This window comes from Pseudobacillus badius, from assembly GCF_002189605.1.
GTDB lineage: Bacteria > Bacillota > Bacilli > Bacillales > Domibacillaceae > Pseudobacillus > Pseudobacillus badius.
The window spans coordinates 513,628-532,113 of the sequence record NZ_MWMM01000003.1 but is presented as its reverse complement, the minus strand read 5'-3'; the positions used below and the strand labels follow the sequence as shown (position 1 = coordinate 532,113).

17 protein-coding genes are annotated in these 18,486 nt (G+C 47.0%); 13 read left to right on the top strand and 4 right to left on the bottom strand.

Annotated features, from left to right (window positions below; translation table 11 throughout):
• The first annotated feature begins 22 nt into the window (after nt 1-22).
• Nucleotides 23-526: a YwgA family protein gene (locus B1A98_RS08785; RefSeq protein ID WP_063384481.1), complete on the top strand. Its 504-nt coding sequence runs from the start codon at nt 23-25 to the stop codon at nt 524-526.
• Between the two features lie 162 nt (nt 527-688).
• On the opposite strand, the gene B1A98_RS08780 is transcribed toward B1A98_RS08785, so the two are convergent.
• The gene (locus B1A98_RS08780; protein WP_412674657.1) at nt 689-901 is read right to left on the bottom strand and encodes a 2-hydroxymuconate tautomerase; all 213 of its coding nucleotides are present in this window, start codon (nt 899-901) and stop codon (nt 689-691) included.
• A 99-nt stretch (nt 902-1,000) separates the two neighbouring features.
• Between B1A98_RS08780 and B1A98_RS08775 the strand changes: the two genes are divergently transcribed.
• Both B1A98_RS08775 and B1A98_RS08770 read left to right on the top strand, forming a co-directional pair.
• The gene (locus B1A98_RS08775) at nt 1,001-1,645 is read left to right on the top strand and encodes a site-2 protease family protein (RefSeq protein ID WP_063384482.1); all 645 of its coding nucleotides are present in this window, start codon (nt 1,001-1,003) and stop codon (nt 1,643-1,645) included.
• Nucleotides 1,646-1,672: 27 nt separating this feature from the next.
• Entirely contained in the window at nt 1,673-2,179 is a 507-nt protein-coding gene (locus B1A98_RS08770) for a YwhD family protein (RefSeq protein WP_063384483.1), read from the top strand.
• A gap of 358 nt (nt 2,180-2,537) precedes the next feature.
• Here the strand turns inward: B1A98_RS08770 and B1A98_RS08765 are convergent, their stop codons facing one another.
• Nucleotides 2,538-4,598 (bottom strand): transglycosylase domain-containing protein, encoded by a 2,061-nt coding sequence (locus B1A98_RS08765; protein ID WP_063384484.1) that lies wholly within the window; start codon nt 4,596-4,598, stop codon nt 2,538-2,540.
• Nucleotides 4,599-4,789: 191 nt separating this feature from the next.
• On the opposite strand from B1A98_RS08765, the gene speE reads away from it, so the two are divergent.
• Together speE and speB are read left to right on the top strand one after the other, a co-directional pair.
• Nucleotides 4,790-5,620 carry a spermidine synthase gene (gene speE / locus B1A98_RS08760; protein ID WP_041095460.1) on the top strand — a complete coding sequence of 277 codons (831 nt, stop codon included), beginning with the start codon at nt 4,790-4,792 and terminating at the stop codon, nt 5,618-5,620.
• Nucleotides 5,621-5,652: 32 nt separating this feature from the next.
• A complete protein-coding gene (gene speB / locus B1A98_RS08755; protein WP_063384485.1) occupies nt 5,653-6,540 on the top strand; it encodes an agmatinase in 888 nt (295 codons plus the stop codon).
• A gap of 56 nt (nt 6,541-6,596) precedes the next feature.
• Here the strand turns inward: speB and B1A98_RS08750 are convergent, their stop codons facing one another.
• Nucleotides 6,597-6,968 (bottom strand): hypothetical protein, encoded by a 372-nt coding sequence (locus tag B1A98_RS08750; RefSeq protein WP_052475000.1) that lies wholly within the window; start codon nt 6,966-6,968, stop codon nt 6,597-6,599.
• A gap of 126 nt (nt 6,969-7,094) precedes the next feature.
• On the opposite strand from B1A98_RS08750, the gene B1A98_RS08745 reads away from it, so the two are divergent.
• Both B1A98_RS08745 and argS read left to right on the top strand, forming a co-directional pair.
• Nucleotides 7,095-7,538: a YwiB family protein gene (locus B1A98_RS08745; protein WP_223662269.1), complete on the top strand. Its 444-nt coding sequence runs from the start codon at nt 7,095-7,097 to the stop codon at nt 7,536-7,538.
• A gap of 68 nt (nt 7,539-7,606) precedes the next feature.
• Nucleotides 7,607-9,277 (top strand): arginine--tRNA ligase, encoded by a 1,671-nt coding sequence (argS, locus tag B1A98_RS08740; protein ID WP_063384486.1) that lies wholly within the window; start codon nt 7,607-7,609, stop codon nt 9,275-9,277.
• A 135-nt stretch (nt 9,278-9,412) separates the two neighbouring features.
• Here the strand turns inward: argS and B1A98_RS08735 are convergent, their stop codons facing one another.
• Nucleotides 9,413-10,600, bottom strand: coding sequence for a phospholipase D-like domain-containing protein (locus tag B1A98_RS08735; protein ID WP_063384853.1), 1,188 nt, complete (start codon nt 10,598-10,600; stop codon nt 9,413-9,415).
• Nucleotides 10,601-10,816: 216 nt separating this feature from the next.
• Here B1A98_RS08735 and B1A98_RS08730 point away from each other — a divergent pair, with 216 nt between their 5' ends.
• The 6 genes from B1A98_RS08730 to B1A98_RS08705 all read left to right on the top strand — a co-directional run bounded on the left by B1A98_RS08730 (nt 10,817) and on the right by B1A98_RS08705 (nt 18,478).
• The gene (locus B1A98_RS08730; RefSeq protein ID WP_082821699.1) at nt 10,817-12,997 is read left to right on the top strand and encodes a (Fe-S)-binding protein; all 2,181 of its coding nucleotides are present in this window, start codon (nt 10,817-10,819) and stop codon (nt 12,995-12,997) included.
• 201 nt (nt 12,998-13,198) lie between these two features.
• Complete coding sequence (locus B1A98_RS08725) at nt 13,199-14,377, top strand: acetyl-CoA C-acetyltransferase (protein WP_063384854.1); 1,179 nt, start codon at nt 13,199-13,201, stop codon at nt 14,375-14,377.
• Between the two features lie 147 nt (nt 14,378-14,524).
• Entirely contained in the window at nt 14,525-15,376 is an 852-nt protein-coding gene (locus B1A98_RS08720; RefSeq protein ID WP_063384487.1) for a 3-hydroxybutyryl-CoA dehydrogenase, read from the top strand.
• 34 nt (nt 15,377-15,410) lie between these two features.
• The gene (locus B1A98_RS08715) at nt 15,411-16,547 is read left to right on the top strand and encodes an acyl-CoA dehydrogenase (protein WP_063384488.1); all 1,137 of its coding nucleotides are present in this window, start codon (nt 15,411-15,413) and stop codon (nt 16,545-16,547) included.
• A 14-nt stretch (nt 16,548-16,561) separates the two neighbouring features.
• Nucleotides 16,562-17,701 carry an acyl-CoA dehydrogenase gene (locus tag B1A98_RS08710; protein WP_063384489.1) on the top strand — a complete coding sequence of 380 codons (1,140 nt, stop codon included), beginning with the start codon at nt 16,562-16,564 and terminating at the stop codon, nt 17,699-17,701.
• A 138-nt stretch (nt 17,702-17,839) separates the two neighbouring features.
• Entirely contained in the window at nt 17,840-18,478 is a 639-nt protein-coding gene (locus B1A98_RS08705; protein ID WP_063384490.1) for a TetR/AcrR family transcriptional regulator, read from the top strand.
• The last annotated feature ends 8 nt before the right edge of the window (nt 18,479-18,486 follow it).

The window sequence follows — 18,486 nt, the reverse complement described above, 5'->3', positions numbered from 1 at the left end:
ATACAGTGGGAGTTGAGAAAATTTGTTGAAAGAGCATGCGAAATTAATGGGGGTCTTTGCGGCCTGCGGAGAAGTCATCGGGCGGAAAAAACTGCAGAAAATGATTTATATTGCGAAGAAAATATCATTTCCCTTCCAGGAAAAGTTTGAATTCCATTTTTACGGTCCCTATTCAGAAGAATTGACCCTGCGCGTGGAAGAACTGTGCAACATGGAATTTATTGATGAAGTGCGCGAAAAAAAGGGCGGTTACTACCAATACCGTTACACGCTGACAACAGAAGGAGAAGCGTTTCTGGAGCACGCTGCTGTAAATATGCCTTGTTTGCGCGAAACGGTGGCAGAAATGAATAACCAAAGCGCCCGCTTTCTTGAACTCGTATCCACCGTTTTATACTTCGATACGCTCACCAAAGAGGAAGTAGCTGAAAAAATCTTTACCTTGAAAAGAAAACAACGCTACACCGAAGAAGAAATTCAAGAAGCCTACACATACATTGAAAAATTAAAAAACAACCTGCAATAAGAAAAGCGGAAGCGCCTGGCATGCTCCGGTGAGCAAATGTTCTTTCCGGCCAGAAGCCGCTTTTTGGCTTCGTGCCGGGAAGGTTAGTTGCCTAGAGGAGCAAGGCGCTGCAGCTGGACAGAAAAACCCGCCTTCCAGCGGGTTTTACCGGCGATCCGGCAATTAATCTTCGTCGCTTAATCGTTTACCGGCCACCGCATAGTGGTTTTTGGACATTTCTTCAATGAAAACAACCACTTTTTCAGCAGGAGCGCCAGTTGTTTCAGCTACCGCAGCTGTTACTTTTTCAGCGAGTGCTTTTTTTTGTTCTTCTGTGCGGCCTTCTAGCATTTTTACAGTTACATAAGGCATATGTCTTGACCCCTTCCAATATATTTCAATCACAATATAAACAAATTGTATGCTTTTCAAAGGGGACAAGCAATAGAGCAAAGGAGAAAATCTTTACTAATATAAAATAAAGGGGTTTAGCATTTGGACCGATTTTTAGCATTTTCATTGCCAGAGTTGCCGTTTGTTATTATTACTCTCATCGTGGCGTTCACCATCCATGAGTTCGCCCACGCGTATGTAGCCTATAAATTTGGAGATGATACGGCGAAGAGCCAAGGGCGCTTGACGCTGAACCCTGTCCATCACTTGGACCCCATAGGCACGATCCTAATCTTAATTGCGGGGTTTGGCTGGGCGCGTCCGGTGCCGGTTGACCGCCGAAACTTCCAAAACCCCCGTCTGGCGGGGATCCTTGTTTCGCTGGCTGGCCCGCTGAGCAATTTTTTAATTGCGGCCGTTGCATATGCGATTTTGTTCTTTTCAGTGCGGACAGGAGTGCCGCCGTTCTTCGTTGACTTGCTCAACATGATGGTCTGGCTGAATATCGTTTTATTTGTATTTAACCTGCTGCCGCTGCCGCCGCTGGACGGTTACCGCATTATTGAGGATGTTGTCTCTCCGTCTGTCCGGGCAAAATTAACCCAGTATGAGCAATACGGCACGCTTATCTTTCTGATTATAGTGATTACACCGCTGTACCAATATACGATCCAGCCGATTTTCAGCTTTGTTCTGCCGTCCATTATTCAAGGCTTTAACACGATGTTTATGTTATTGTTTGGTTAATACGATTGAAGGAAAGGAGAAGGTCTTATGGAGAAAAAGAAAAAGGTTGGCTTTAATATTATTAAAAACGATCCGACAGACGGTCATAAAGGCTTTGGAAAAGGCGCTTTGTCCCTTGAGAATGTCTCCCCGGTTTTTATCGATGTAGAAGAAGGAGAAGCCTTCATTGATGTAGGGGCGATGCATGCCCGCAGCGCTGTCGAAAAGGGCATTAAATTTCTTCCCAATAAAGAAGAAGTTCCAGAAGGCGCCAAGCCGTATTGGCTCGTATGGGTGACGGTAGACCAAGGAGAACAAGGCCCATTTTATACAGGAGTGACAGCCTGTGAACTAACGGTCAACAGAGAAAAGCGCCGCGGCTACAAGTCGCTGCCAGAGCATGTGAACCGGATGGATAAATCGTTGAAGGGCTATATAATTGTCGATCATATGGACAATTATTCCAAAAAAGTACTAAAAGCTTTTCTGCAAAATCATAATGAAACAATGTGGGCCAATTCTTCAGCTGAGCTAAAAGAAGGTCTGGAGGACTGATTATCCTTTTATTCCCTTTTTGGTGAACAATGTTTGAACGTTGTTTGAAAATGATATTCCCATCTTGCCCAATAACTAGAAAGAAAGTACACTTAATGTAATGCATAAATTGCATAAACTAGGACATGACAAAGCCCCGGACCGCACAACCGGGGCTTTGTCATGTCCTTTTTTCTGTCGGGCAGAACGGTGCTTCGACAGCTTGTCTAAATAAGGCAGAGAATAGTCTATTTTGTCTAAAGCTTCTCTCCATGGCCGTATCGGGTTATGTCTTTTCTTTGCGAAGAAGCACCATGCTATTTTTCGAGCAGAAATTCGGCAAGTAAGCCGAAATATATTTTTATGGCAAAACATTTGTCTAAAAAAGCGGAAACAAGCGCTGCAGCCAGCCTTCTTCTTTTTGACCCTCTTTCTCTTTCTCTTTTTTCTTTTTCGGCAAGTGATCTGTACAGTATTCCTCCGGTTCTGTTCCTTTGACAAAGTACATTGTTCGGGTGACCGGGCAGTCGCTGCTGGCAATCTTGCCGTTCTCCGGATTAATATTCACAGCTATTACGCCTTTAGGCTTTTGGAATTTCTTGACCGGCTTGCCGCGATGGCTCCCTTCCATGAATCCGAGCCAAATGTCTTTTGCATAATGCTTATCTTCTGCTTTCACAATTTTTCTGCCGTCATCATATCCCGTCCAGATACCGGCAGCAAGCTGAGGAGTAAACCCGATCATCCAGTAATCGTAGGCTGTCGATCCTGATTTGCCGGCATACGGACGGGTTATTTTCCGGGTGAGCGAAGCGCCTGTGACATTCGCATAACTGCTTAAATTTTCATCAAACATGCCGGTCATCATATGGGTGAGCACAGCGGCTTGTTTTTTATCCAGTCGCTGCTTTTTGTCCGGCTCATGTTCATAAATGATTTCTCCGTCTGCCGTTTCTACTCGCTGGATAAATACCGGCTCTTCATATTTTCCGCCATTTGCTATGGTGGCATAAGCATTGACCATCTCCAGCACGCGGACTCCGGATGTGCCGAGCGCCAGGGAGGGCAGCGGCTTTAACGGGGTGGAAATGCCGAAGCGTTCGGCGGTTTGCACGAGCGTTTCCGGCTTTAAAAACAAGTTTGTCTTCACGGCGTAAATGTTGTCGGAGACAGCCAGTGCTTGCTCCATCGTTACGCTGCCATTTGCATAGCGATGGTTAAAGTTGCTCGGCTCATAGACCTTTTGGCCATTGTCGTACCGAAAAGCCGTTTTTTCGCTCGTTAACTGTGTAGCCGGCGTATAACCGTTTTCAAGCGCCGCATAATATAAAAACGGCTTGAACGTCGATCCTGGCTGCCGGACTGCTTGAACAGCACGGTTGTAGGGGCTGGTGGCAAAATCCTTTCCCCCGGCAAGAGCGGTAACAAAATGCGTTTTTGGTGCAATGGAGACGAAGGCTGGCTGTATGTCCGAGTCTTCGGCGATCACTTTTTTAATTGTTTTTTCAGCAATAGCTTGGTGCTCCCGGTTTAACGTCGTATAGACGCGAAGGCCGCCGAGGGCGATGGTTTGTTCATCCAAGCCGAGCTTATCAGCAAGCACCTGCTGGACGGCCTGCCGAAAGTAAGGAGCGGTATCTGAGTCTGTGTGCAAATGCTCGCCGGTAATGTGAACACGATCAGCCAGCGCTTGCTCGCGTTGTTCAGGGGTGATCACATCGCTTTTCTCCATCTCCGCCAGAATGACTTTCTGCCGTTCCTTCGCTTTAGGAAGCGAAGCAAGGGGAGAATAAATGGAAGGCCCTTTTGGAATGCCGGCCAGCATGCTGGCTTCGGACAAGCTTAAGCTTTTTGCGCTTTTGCCGAAGTAGAATTGGCTGGCAGCCTCAATGCCGTAGGCACCATGTCCATAGTAGATGGTATTTAAATAACCTTCCAAAATCTGCTCCTTCGTATAATTCATCTCAATTCGCGCGGTATAGACGGCTTCAGATAATTTGCGCTTCCACGTTTTATCATGGGAAAGATACAGGTTGCGGGCATATTGCTGGGTAATGGTGCTGGCACCCTGCACCTTTGCCATCGCCTGGATGTCGGCGACAGCAGCTCCTGCCATCCGTTTGAAATCAAAGCCGTGATGCTTGAAAAATTTCTTATCCTCCACGGCAATAGTCGCTTGCACAAGATAGGGAGAAATTTCATCCAGATCAACCCAATACCGTTTTTCGCTGGCATGGCTTTCACCGATCACTTGACCATCCGCTGCCAAGTAAAGGGTCGATTGCGGGACAGCAACTTCCGGTTCGCCTAATAGTTTCATGTATAAAAATCCGGCTCCGAGCAATAGCAATAGGCCCGCAACAGCAAAGAAACCAAGAAACAATACTGCGCGCACCCATTTAACTGTTTTACGATAGCCTGACAGGGTAATGACTGTCATATGAGGTTACCTGCCTTAACAAAGAATAATTATGAATAGTATGAAAAAAAATCCTTCTTTTTAAACATAAGAAAGGAAAATTTTCATGAAAGCCTGCTTAAATGAAAAAAATAACTTGAATTTTTGGTGGATTCCACTATACTTTTTTCAGTGCAATGGGAAAGATTCATTTGCGGAAAGGAAGAGATGAAATGAGCGGACTGTGGTATACAGAAAAGCAGACAGATCACTTTGGAATTACAATGAAAATTAAGCGTACGCTTCATACAGAGCAAACAGATTTTCAATATTTAGAAATGGCAGAGACCGAAGAATGGGGAAACATGCTGTTTTTAGACGGCATGGTCATGACTTCGCAAAAGGATGAATTTGTTTATCATGAAATGGTCGCACACGTGCCGCTATTTACTCATCCAAATCCGGAGAATATCTTAGTTGTCGGCGGCGGCGATGGCGGGGTCATCCGTGAAGTGCTTAAGCACCCAAAAGTGAAAAAAGCGACGCTCGTTGATATCGATGGAAAGGTCATCGAGTATTCAAAGAAATTCCTTCCGGAAATTGCAGGAGAGTTAGACAACGAACGCGTGGACGTGCGCGTGGATGATGGTTTTATGCACATTGCCAAAAGCGAAAATGAGTATGACGTCATTATGGTTGACTCTACAGAACCTGTCGGCCCGGCAGCGAACTTGTTCACAAAGGGCTTCTATGCAGGCATTTCAAAAGCTTTAAAAGAAGACGGCATTTTTGTTGCCCAAACAGACAACCCTTGGTTCAAAGCGGATTTAATCCGTGAGGTGCAGCGTGATGTGAAGGAAATCTTCCCGATCACCCGCTTGTATACAGCTAATATTCCAACGTACCCAAGCGGCATGTGGACTTTTACCATCGGTTCCAAAAAGTATGACCCGCTGGAAGTAAGCGATGAGCAATTTCATGAAATCGAGACGAAGTATTACACGAAAGAGCTTCATAAAGCCGCTTTCGTCTTGCCGAAATTCGTAAAAGATTTAACCGAGTAAACGGTGATTTTTGATAAAAAGGTGGGAAGGTTATGCGTTTTGATGAAGCGTATTCAGGCAATATTTTTATCGGTGCCCAGCAAGACTACGAGAATAGCCGCGTGGTGCTATATGGCATGCCGATGGATTGGACCGTCAGCTACCGCCCAGGCTCCCGCTTTGGCCCGGGACGAATTCGGGAAGTGTCGATCGGTTTGGAGGAATACAGCCCTTACTTAGACCGGGAGCTTGAAGAAATCAGCTATTTTGATGCTGGCGATATCCCGCTTCCATTCGGCAATGCAGCCAAAAGCCTCGAATTGATTGAAAACTATATAGACGGCCTGCTGGCTGACGGCAAATTTCCGCTTGGCATGGGCGGCGAACACCTTGTTTCCTGGCCGGTCATGAAAGCCGTGGCGAAAAAATATCCCGGCTTGGCGATCATCCACATGGATGCTCATACAGATCTCCGGACGGAATATGAGGGGGAACCGCTTTCTCACTCTACCCCGATCAGGAAAATTGCTGAACTGATTGGCCCTGAAAATGTTTACTCATTTGGTATCCGTTCAGGCATGAAGGAAGAATTCCAATGGGCAAAAGAAAATGGCATGCACATTTCCAAGTTTGAAGTGCTTGAACCGTTGAAAGAAATTTTGCCTCAGCTTGCCGGCCGTCCAGTATATGTGACAATTGATATTGATGTGCTCGATCCGGCTCATGCGCCCGGCACGGGAACCGTAGATGCCGGCGGAATCACATCCAAGGAACTGCTGGCTGCTATTCATGCGATTGCCCATTCAGACGTGAAGGTGATCGGCGGCGACCTTGTAGAAGTGGCTCCGATCTATGATCCTTCTGAACAAACGGCCAATACCGCCTCCAAGCTGCTTCGCGAAATGCTGCTTGGATGGGGACTAGTCAATCAGGATAAATAATAAAAAGGCACTCGGCAGTGATCGCTGCCGAGTGCCTTCCTTATAATCAGCCTTATTTAAAAATCCTTTTGATTATTGAGGCGGTATTCGTCTAAAATGCCCATTTCGTCAATGTGGCGTCTTGCCTTTTCATCTCCAAATTCATAAATCAGCCCGTAAATAGCGATAAGAGCCCGGTCATAGTGATCATTTTTTTCTTTATAGGAATAATCAAGATAGGGAACATGCGCGCGGACAAACGTTTCTAGTTCGGCGTCATATTCCTCTTGAAACACTCTTCTGATAAAGGCCGCCTCTTGATCGGTCGCTTCTATGCGGAAATTGCCTTCACTAGCGGCTGTTGGCAGCACCTCCTTGCTGGCAGGGTCCACATAATACATTCTTTTCACTTCTTCCATGTTAACAGCTCCCATTCCTTTTTTATTCATGTACCACCGATTGTCTCCCTTTAATCCTGCGCCGCTGAAATTTCGGGGATGTCCATTGCATTTTTAAATAAACATTTTTATACTTAATAAGTTATAGAGAAGAAATTTTAAAAGGATGTGAACAGCTTGGCCCATCATCTGCAAGCATCTGTTCCTGTCAATATCCACTTAACCACCAGCATTGAACATGAAGGAGAGAAGGAAGTATTTGAACTGATGCTCTCCGGAGAGTTTCAAGAAAAGAACGGTTCTTTTTTTCTGAAATATAATGAAGTGCAAGAAGAAGGCACGATTCAAACGGTCGTGAAGTTTTCTGATCAAAGCGCTGTTATTTTGCGCAGCGGTGCCGTGAATATGAGGCTGCCTTTTCATGAGAAGGAGCAAATGAATGGCTCCTATAACAGCCCGCACGGTACATTGGCAATGTCCACGCGTACAAGCAAGCTGCTGCATAGCCGCACATACAATGAATCCCGGCTTGAAGGAAGGCTCCAGCTCGACTACCACTTGCTTATGCAAGGCACGGCAGTCGGCAGCTATACATTAGATTTACTATTTAAAAGTACATAAAGAGTTGATCCGGGGAGGACAGCCCCCAACCCTTTACATGTTGAACAATAATGAGGAGGTATATCGAGATGAATGTGGCAGAGAAGGTACAAGAGCAATTAAAGGAGGAAGTGAAGGCGGCTGTATTGAAAGCCGGGCTGGCTCAAGAAGAAGAGATCCCGGCCGTTGTGCTTGAGGCGCCGAAGGAAAAGGCGCACGGCGATTACTCGACGAACATGGCGATGCAGCTGGCCCGTGTGGCAAAGAAAGCTCCGCGTGCGATTGCTGAAGAAATGATCGCCCATTTTGATCAGTCCAAAGCATCCATTGAAAAAATCGAAATTGCCGGTCCCGGTTTTATTAACTTTTACATGAATAATGCTTATTTAACAGATTTGATCCCGGTTGTTCTTGCAGAAGGTGCGGATTACGGAAAAACCAATTTCGGCAACAGCCAAAAAATCCAGGTGGAATTTGTTTCTGCGAATCCAACGGGAGATTTGCATCTTGGCCATGCCCGGGGAGCCTCTGTGGGCGATTCTTTGTGCAATGTGCTTGAAAAAGCCGGCTATGATGTCACAAGAGAATATTATATTAACGATGCCGGCAACCAAATCCATAACTTGGCTCTATCTGTCGAAGCCCGCTATTTTCAAGCGCTCGGCCAGGACAAGGAAATGCCGGAGGATGGTTATCACGGTCAGGACATTGTCGGAATCGGCCGGAAATTAGCGGAGGAATTCGGCGACAAATTCGCTGGAATGCCGGAGAAAGAACGCTATGACGCATTCAGAGAATACGGTCTCAAATACGAAATGGAGAAGCTGAAGAAAGATTTGGAGAACTTCCGCGTTCCGTTCGATGTTTGGTACTCTGAAACCTCTCTTTATCAAAACGGCAAAATTGATGAAGCACTGGCGGCTTTGCGCGAAAAAGGTCATATTTACGAAGAAGATGGGGCTGTTTGGTTCCGTTCGACAGCATTCGGGGACGACAAAGATCGCGTGCTCGTGAAAAATGACGGCACCTACACGTATTTAACGCCGGATATCGCCTATCATAAGGACAAATTTGAACGCGGCTATGAAAAGGTGATCAACATTTGGGGAGCCGACCATCATGGATACATCCCGCGGATGAAAGCGGCAGTGGAAGCACTCGGCTATCATCCGGCTAATTTGGAGGTAGAAGTGATTCAGCTCGTTCATCTCTATAAAAACGGCGAAAAAATGAAAATGAGCAAGCGGACTGGAAAAGCAGTGACGATGCGGGAACTTGTGGAAGAAGTCGGATTAGACGCTGTACGCTATTTCTTTGCTATGAGAAGCGGAGATACTCATATGGACTTTGACCTTGACCTTGCTGTATCTGAATCAAACGAAAATCCAGTGTATTATGCTCAATACGCTCATGCGCGCATCAGCAGCATTTTGCGCCAGGGAGAAGAGCAGGGAATGACGATGAACAAAGAAGCCGACCTATCACTGATCGGCGCAGAGAAAGAAATTGACCTGTTAAAGAAAATTGGAGATTTCCCGCAAGTCGTTGCTGAAGCTGCGGAGAAGCGCATTCCGCACCGTGTTGCTAATTATATCCAGGAACTGTCCGCTGCGTTCCACAGCTTCTACAATGCTGAAAAAGTATTAGATGCCAGCAACCAGCCGTTGTCGGAAGCTCGTCTTGCTTTAGTGAAAACTGTGCAAATTACGCTGAAGAACGCTTTACAGCTGATCGGCGTGTCTGCCCCAGAAAAAATGTAAATGCAAAAAAGCTTGCCCGTTTCGGTGCAAGCTTTTTTTTGATGGAATCCTTTAAAAAAAGAAGCTGATTTTTCTGCAGCTGTCCCTGCAGAAAGTCGCCTTTTGCTCCTTTAGGAACAGTCACAGAGCCTATCGTTATAAAAAGTCTCTCAATAAATAGGCGGCTGTCGTTTTCGCTTTTCCGCCGATAGAATGGACAGATAGGTCTGCTGCGCCAAGCGTTTCACTATCACAAAGATCCTTCTCAATAAAAGGACGAATTTGCTTAATAAAATCCTTGCCGTAAATAAAGCAATTGCACTCGAAGTTGATGCGCTGGCTGCGGGCATCAAAATTCGCTGTGCCAATATCGCATACTTCTTCATCAAAAATAATAATCTTCGCGTGATAAAATCCATTGGTAAACGATTGAATCCGGGCAGTTGGAAAGCGCATCAGCTCTTTTAAAAAGGGGCGGGCTGCTTCTTGCACAAACGGATGATCTTCGTGCTTAGGGATAAGCACGGTCACATGAACACCGCGCGCCAACGCACCAATCAGTTCGTTGAAGACAAGCGCAGACGGGACGAAATACGGGGTTCCAATGAAGATTGATCGCTTGGCGCTGCGCACCAATCCGGTTAATTTCTCTTCCAGGTTTCCGCTTCCCGAAGGCACGATCAGATGCTCGATCCCGCTTCCGTGGTCTTCTGCCTGTTCATGCGGCTGTAAGTAAGGCTGATTTTCCTCATTCCAGTCAGCTATAAACTCTGATTCTAAATCGATCGCACTCGGTCCCGATAAGCGCAGGTGATAGTCGCGCCACGGAGACAAGTTCGGGTTGTCGCTCTCTCCCATGTATTCAAGGCCCATATTAAAGCCGCCGAGATAGGCAATGTTGCTGTCGATCACAGTAATTTTTCGATGATTCCTCTGTTGCAGGGAAAAAAAGAAATAAGGAAGACGCGGCTTTCTAGAACATCCGACTCGCACACCTGCTTGCTTTAAGCTGTTGAGGTGGTGTTTTTTAATTTTTGAGCTTCCTTGCCAATCCATCAGCAAGCAGACATCAACGCCGCTGCGTGCCTTTTCTTTCAGCAGATGAAAAAATTCCCCGGTTATCCGGTCGTCTCGTATAATATAAAAAAGACAGTATATACGCTTGCGGGCATTCCTTATATCAAGAAAAAATTGTCGGAAAAATTCAGGACCGCTGCAGATAAAATCAATCGTGCCTTTTCTTTTTGGATATGTTCGCTTCGGAGCTTGTTTTTTTGCCTGTTTTTGCCCCAAGTAAAGATCCAGCCCCAGCCATGAAACGAAACAAGCGAGCCAGAAAAGCATCTTCTTCAATTTCTTTCCTCCTCTAAGAAAGCAGCGTTACTTCTAGGCTTCCCAAAAAGAAAGAAGACCTTTCTAGGAAATGCTGAAAAATATTTTTAATTATGGGTTGACTGAATGCTCATTCATAATATAATAAAGATATAAACATTCTGAATAGTTGTATTGTTTTTACAAAGGGGAAAGGTCGGCGTATTTTTTTGGAAGGGAGAGCAGGTCATGAACGGATTGTTATGGATCAATCTTATTGCAGCAATTTGTGTAATCGCTTACGGAGCGTATTTATTCGTTTATTTACTAAAAACCCGTTTTGAATACATCAAGTTGGGCAAGAAGCAAGAGTTTGACAATGATGTGAAGCAGCGGTTGGAGAAAATTTGGGTATTTGTTTTCGGGCAGAAAAAGCTCTTGAAGGACAAAAAAAGCGGCGCCATTCATGTCATGTTTTTTTATGGCTTCCTGCTTGTGCAGCTTGGCGCGATTGACTTTATTATTAAAGGCATTGTACCGGGAGCCCATTTGCCGCTCGGGCCGCTGTACGGGGGATTTAAGTTTTTCCAAGAGCTTGTCACGCTGATGATTCTGGTGGCGGTTGTATGGGCATTTCACCGCCGCTATGTTGAGAAGCTGGTTCGTTTAAAGCGCGGCTGGAAAAACGGTCTCGTCCTCATCTTTATCGGCCTGCTGATGTTGTCTGTGCTGATAGGAAACGGCTTGGATTTAATTTGGCATGAGGGAGCCGATGTCCACTGGACGGGCATTGAGCCGATCGCCTCGGCTGTTGCTGTTCTATTATCAGGAATCGGCACGAAGGCGGCCATTGCTTTGTTCTATGTTTCCTGGTGGGTGCATTTGCTCGTGCTGCTCACGTTCCTCGTGTATGTGCCGCAATCAAAGCATGCCCATTTGATTTTCGGGCCGGTCAATACGTATTTTCACCGGCTGGACCGTCCGGGGACATTGAGGCCGATTGACTTTGAAGATGAAACACAGGAATCATTCGGTGTAGGGAATATTCGCGATTTTAACCAGCTCCAGATGATTGATTTTTATGCGTGCGTCGAGTGCGGGCGCTGTACCAATATGTGTCCGGCTACTGGAACCGGAAAAATGCTGTCGCCGATGGATTTAATTGTGAAATTGCGCGACCATTTAACCAATACAGGGGCGGCAGTGACGTCCAAACAGCCGTGGGTGCCGGCATTTGCGTTTTCCAACACGCAAGGCAACCAGCTGGCGCTCGCTGGCGGGGAGGAAGCAGCTGCGGCTATGTACAGCCCAAGCTTGATTGGCGATGTGATCACTGAAGAAGAGATCTGGGCTTGCACCACTTGTCGTAATTGTGAAGATCAGTGCCCGGTGATGAACGAGCACGTTGATAAAATCATTGACTTGCGCCGTTACCTTGTTTTAACAGAAGGAAAAATGGACCCGGAAGCTCAGCGGGCCATGCAGAGCATTGAACGCCAAGGCAATCCGTGGGGCTTGAACCGGAAGGAGAAAGAAAACTGGCGCGATTTGCGGGAGGACGTCCGCGTGCCAACCGTGAAAGAATTGAAAAAAGCGGGCGAAGAGTTTGAATATCTGCTATGGGTTGGTTCCATGGGAGCTTTCGATAACCGCAGTCAAAAAATTGCGCTGGCTTTTGCCAAATTGTTAAATGAAGCCGATGTGAAATTTGCCATCCTTGGCAATAAAGAAAAAAATTCAGGCGATACACCGCGCCGCCTTGGGAATGAGTTTTTATTCCAGGAGCTGGCGTCCGCGAACATTGCCGAATTTGAGAAAAATGATGTGAAGAAAATTGTAACGATTGACCCGCATGCTTATAACATCTTTAAAAACGAATACCCGGCCATGGGCTTTACGGCTGACGTCTACCATCATACTGAATTGCTTGCCCAGCTTGTCAGGGAAGGGCGCTTGAAGCCGCAGCATGCGGTAAATGAAACCATCACCTTCCACGATTCCTGCTACCTGGGCCGTTACAATGAGGTGTATGATCCGCCGCGTGAGATTTTAAAAGCCATTCCGGGAGTAAAGCTTGTAGAAATGACACGGAATCGGCAAGACGGGATGTGCTGTGGTGCGGGAGGCGGATTGATGTGGATGGAAGAAGATACGGGACACCGCATTAACGTAGCCCGTACAGAACAGGCACTGGCTGTCAATCCATCAGTGATCAGCTCAGGCTGTCCGTATTGCCTGACGATGCTTTCAGACGGCACAAAGGCGAAGGAAGTGGAGGAAGCTGTGGCCACTTACGATGTAGCCGAATTGCTGGAGAAAGCCGTAATCGGGCCGCAGAAGCTTGAAGAGGTTCCTGAAGATGAACAAGTGGAAGAGCAGCGCAAAGCCGTTGTGGCTGAAACAGCTGCCGATGCACAGCCGGAAGCATAATCGAGCAGAGAGGACCTTCCTCTCTCGCTCTCTTATTTTTTGAATGTTCATTATTTTCGTTTGATTTTTAGAGCCATTCCTTTAAAATAAAAGATAGAGAAAAAAGGGAGGATCTCCCTTTTCTTATAGTTAATTTTCGAGCGAGCGTTCAGTCAAGGGTGTAAGCGTTTTCTGAAAAATGAACGAAGGGGGAAATGAATGATGGTAAAAACAGTGATAATTGATGGGGCCCGCACGCCTTTTGGGAAATTCGGCGGAGGATTAAGCGCGCTGTCCGCTTCCCAGCTTGGGGGGATAGCCATTAAGGAAGCGTTAAAACGCGCAGGGGTGAATCTGGATCAAGTCGATGAAGTCATCTTTGGCAATGTGCTCCAGGCAGGACAAGGACAAATTCCTTCCAGGCAGGCAGCGAGGGAAGCGGGGATTCCTTGGAACGTCAAAACAGAAACAATTAATAAAGTATGCGCATCCGGGCTGCGAAGCGTAACGCTCGCCGATCAAATTATCCGCGCAGGCGATGAAGAAGTGATTGTGGCTGGAGGCATGGAATCAATGTCCAACACACCTTATGCTTTGCCTAAAGGCCGCTGGGGCATGCGCATGGGAGATGCGCCTATGGTCGATCTGATGATTCACGACGGATTATCCTGCAGTTTTACTGGTGTTCATATGGGAAATTACGGGAATGAAACAGCTGAAGAATTTGGTCTGTCAAGAGAAGAGCAGGATGAATGGGCCGTGCGCAGTCATGAAAGAGCGATTGCAGCTATCGAGTCCGGCCGCTTGGCAGAGGAAATTGTCGCAGTTGAAGTACCGCAAAGAAAAGGAGACCCTGTAAGAATTGAGCAGGACGAAGCTCCGCGCAAGGATACGAAAAAAGAAGTGCTGGCAAAGCTGCGCCCGGCATTTGGAAAAGACGGCACGATTACAGCCGGCAATGCGCCCGGCATTAACGATGGAGCCGGCGCGCTCGTTCTGATGAGTGATGAGAGGGCTGAGAAAGAAGGCAAACAGCCGCTGGCTGCTGTGATTGGCCATGCTGAAGTAGCGGTAGAAGCAAGCAAGTTTCCGCAAACGCCAGGACTTGTCATTAATGAGCTTCTTAAAAAGACAGGCAAATCCTTAAATGAGATTGATCTTTTTGAAGTGAATGAAGCCTTTGCGGCGGTTGCTCTTGCAAGCGGAAAAATTGCTGATCTAGACCCTGAAAAAGTTAACGTGAATGGCGGAGCCATCGCGCTCGGTCACCCAATTGGCGCAAGCGGAGCGAGAATTATTCTTACGCTCGCCTATGAACTCAAAAGAAGAGGCGGCGGCATTGGCATTGCAGCCATCTGCAGCGGAAGCGGCCAAGGCGACGCCATCATGATTGAAGTATAGAAAAGGGGAGCCGACTGTCCTGTCCCGACCAGCAAATGTTCTTAGACCAAGGAAGCCGTTCTGTGGCTTCAAGGGCCGAAGGTTATTTGACCTCAAGGGGCAAGACTGTGCGCGCACCCATCATAAAACGGGAGGGGAAATGAAGCAATGGAAGTAAAGAAGCTGATGGTGATTGGAGCCGGACAAATGGGGTCGGGCATCGCCCAAGTTTGCGCCCATGCCGGTTACGAAGTCGTGTTAAATGATTTGAAAACAGAGTTTGTGGAGCGCGGGCTCGGCATGATTGAGAAGAACCTGTCCCGCCAAGTTCAAAAAGAACGGATGACAAGCGGGGAAAAAGACGAAATCACCGGAAGAATCTCGAAATCAACGGACTTGCAGGATGCGCAGAATGTCGATTTAGTGATTGAAGCAGCGGTGGAAAACATGGATGTGAAATGCAAAATCTTTTCCCATTTAGACAAAATTACGCCGGCGCATACGATTTTGGCAACAAATACGTCCTCGCTGCCCATTACAGAGATCGCCGCAGCTACTGATCGTCCGGAACGGGTGATTGGCATGCATTTTATGAACCCGGTGCCGGTCATGAAGCTTGTTGAAATCATTCGGGGGCTTGCCACAGCAGATGAAGTGTATGAAACGATCGAGGAAATCACAACTAAGCTGTCCAAAGTGCCCGTTGAGGTCAATGATTTTCCAGGCTTTGTAGCTAACAGAATATTAATGCCAATGATTAACGAGGCCATTTATACGCTTTACGAAGGAGTAGCAACGAAGGAAGCGATTGATGAAGTGATGAAACTTGGCATGAATCATCCGATGGGACCGCTGACGCTGGCTGACTTTATTGGGCTTGATACCTGCCTGTATATCATGGAAACGCTTCATGACGGTTTTGGCGACGATAAATACCGTCCCTGCCCGCTGCTTCGCAAGTACGTGAAGGCCGGCTGGCTCGGCAAGAAGACAGGACGCGGCTTCTACACATACGATTAAAACGCTCAACCTTAAACAACAGGAGGAAAAAGATATGGAATTGCGATTTTCAGAAGAGCAGCAGATGATGAGAAAAATGGTCAGAGATTTTGCGGAAAGCGAAATCGCCCCGTTTGTTGAGAGAATGGAAAAGGGAGAATTTCCTCGTGAGCTGATTGCAAAAATGGCTGAATTAGGACTAATGGGAATTACCGTGCCTGAGCAATATGGCGGCAGTGAAATGGATTTTCCTTCATATATTATTGCGATTAATGAGCTGTCAAAGGTCAGTGCCACGATTGGGGTCATTTTATCCGTTCACACATCTGTTGGAACAAATCCAATTCTGTACTTTGGCACCGAGGAGCAAAAGCGCAAGTATGTGCCCAAATTAGCATCAGGGGAATATTTGGGAGCCTTTTGTTTAACAGAGCCGGGAGCCGGCTCTGATGCAGCGAACTTGAAAACAAAAGCGGTCAAACAAGGGGATTATTATACGATAAATGGTTCAAAAGTGTTTATTACAAACGGGGGAGAGGCGGATACATATATTGTCTTTGCTTCAACCAACCCGGCGGCAGGCTCGAAAGGCGTCTCGGCTTTTATTGTGGAAAAAGACACGCCGGGGCTGATGATCGGCAAAGACGAACATAAAATGGGGCTTTACGGTTCTCGGACTGTGCAGTTGACATTCGAGGATATGAAAGTGCCGCAAGACCAGCTGCTTGGAAAAGAAGGAGAAGGGTTTAAAATTGCGATGGCTAACCTTGATGTGGGACGCATCGGCATTGCTGCGCAGGCGTTGGGGATCGCTGAAGCAGCATTGGAGGCCGCTGCGCAATACGCAAAGGAACGAAAACAATTCGGCAAGCCAATTGCCGCTCAGCAAGGGCTCGCTTTCAAGCTTGCGGATATGGCCACGAGTGTAGAAGCAGCCAAGCTGCTCGTTTACCGGGCGGCCGACTTGCGGGCGAAAGGCCTTCCTTGCGGCAAAGAAGCATCCATGGCTAAATTGTATGCTTCCAAAGCAGCCGTTGAGGTTGCCATTGAGGCAGTTCAAGTGCACGGCGGATATGGCTATACGAAAGAATATGCAGTAGAACGGTTTTTCAGAGATGCAAAAGTGACGGAAATTTACGAAGGCACCAGTGAAATCCAAAGAATGGTCATTAGCAAGCAGTTAATCAAATAAAGGCGGGGAATAAAATGAACTTCCAATTGACAGAAGAACATGAAATGATTCGCAAAATGGTGAGGGATTTTGCCAAGAATGAAGTAGAGCCGACGGCGGCGGAGCGTGACGAAGAAGAGCGATTTGATATGGAGCTTTTTCACAAAATGGCGGAACTCGGGTTAACCGGCATTCCGTGGCCGGAGGAATACGGCGGCATCGGCAGTGACTATTTGGCTTATTGTATTGCTGTAGAGGAGTTATCAAGAGTCTGTGCCTCTACAGGCGTGACACTTTCCGCTCACACCTCTTTGGCCGGCTGGCCTGTTTATAAGTTCGGGACGGAAGAGCAAAAGCAGAAGTATTTAAAGCCGATGGCGCAAGGGGAAAAAATCGGCGCTTATGGATTAACAGAGCCCGGCTCCGGTTCAGACGCTGGCGGCATGAAAACAACCGCCCGTTTAGAAGGCGGCGAGTATATCTTGAACGGCTCGAAAATTTTTATTACGAACGGCGGCATTGCTGATATCTATATTGTGTTTGCGTTGACAGACCCGGCTTCAAAACAGCGGGGCACAACGGCCTTTATTGTAGAAAAGGACTTTCCCGGCTTTTCTGTCGGCAAAAAAGAAAAGAAGCTGGGGATTCGTTCCTCGCCGACAACAGAAATCATCTTTGAAGACTGCCGCGTGCCGAAGGAAAATATGCTTGGATCAGAGGGCGATGGATTTAAAATTGCCATGATGACGCTGGACGGCGGCCGCAATGGCATCGCAGCGCAGGCGGTGGGAATTGCTCAAGGAGCGCTGGACGCGGCGGTTGAATATGCCAAGGAGCGCAAGCAATTTGGCAAGCCGATCGCTGCCAACCAAGGTATTTCCTTTAAGATTGCTGATATGGCGACAGCTGTTGAAGCGTCCCGCCTGCTTACTTATCAGGCAGCCTGGCTTGAATCTAATAACCTGCCGTACGGAAAAGAGTCGGCGATGTCGAAGCTGATGGCTGGCGACACGGCCATGAAGGTGACGACAGAAGCCGTACAGATCTTCGGCGGCTACGGCTATACGAAGGATTACCCGGTTGAGCGTTATATGCGTGATGCAAAAATCACCCAAATTTATGAAGGCACACAGGAAATACAAAGGTTAGTCATTTCAAGGATGCTGACGAAATAATCAAAGCCCGGAACCGACAAAATCAGTTATAATGTGAAACAGCAGGATGAATGCAATAAAAATAAATCAGGGAGCAGACAGAGGGAAGTGCCGCTCTGCTGCTCTCGTTTAGGTATTTATTAAAGGCGGTTGATAACATTGAACGCGGGCAAAAGAAAAGTACACGCATCAGTAAAAGACGAACAGCTGATTGAAAAAAGACGATCAGAAATGATCAAGGGAGCCGTTCATCTTTTTAAACAAAAAGGGTTCCACCGTACAACAACGCGAGAGATTGCGAAAGCGGCTGGTTTCAGCATCGGCACGCTCTATGAATATATCCGGACAAAAGAGGATGTTCTCTATCTTGTTTGCGACAGCATTTACGATCAAGTAAAAGACCGTTTGCAGCGAATAGATTTAGAGGCGGGAACACTAGAAAGCCTGAAGCTCGGAATTGGGTATTATTTTAAAGTCGTCGATGACATGCAGGATGAAGTGCTTGTCATGTATCAGGAAGCGAAATCTCTTTCCAAGGACGCGCTGCCGTATGTGCTGAAGAAAGAAATGGATATGGTCGGCATGTTTGAAAGGCTGATCCGCCGCTGTGTAGAAAATGGAGAGCTGGAGATGGAAGAGCGCAAGATTCATATGCTCGCCCAGGATATTTTCGTGCAGGGGCAAATGTGGGGCTTCCGGCGCTGGGCGCTGCAAAAAGAATTTTCAATTGACGATTATATAGATGTACAGACGGATTTATTGTTTTCAGGCATTAACGGCTATAAAGCAAAACAATAAGGGGGAAA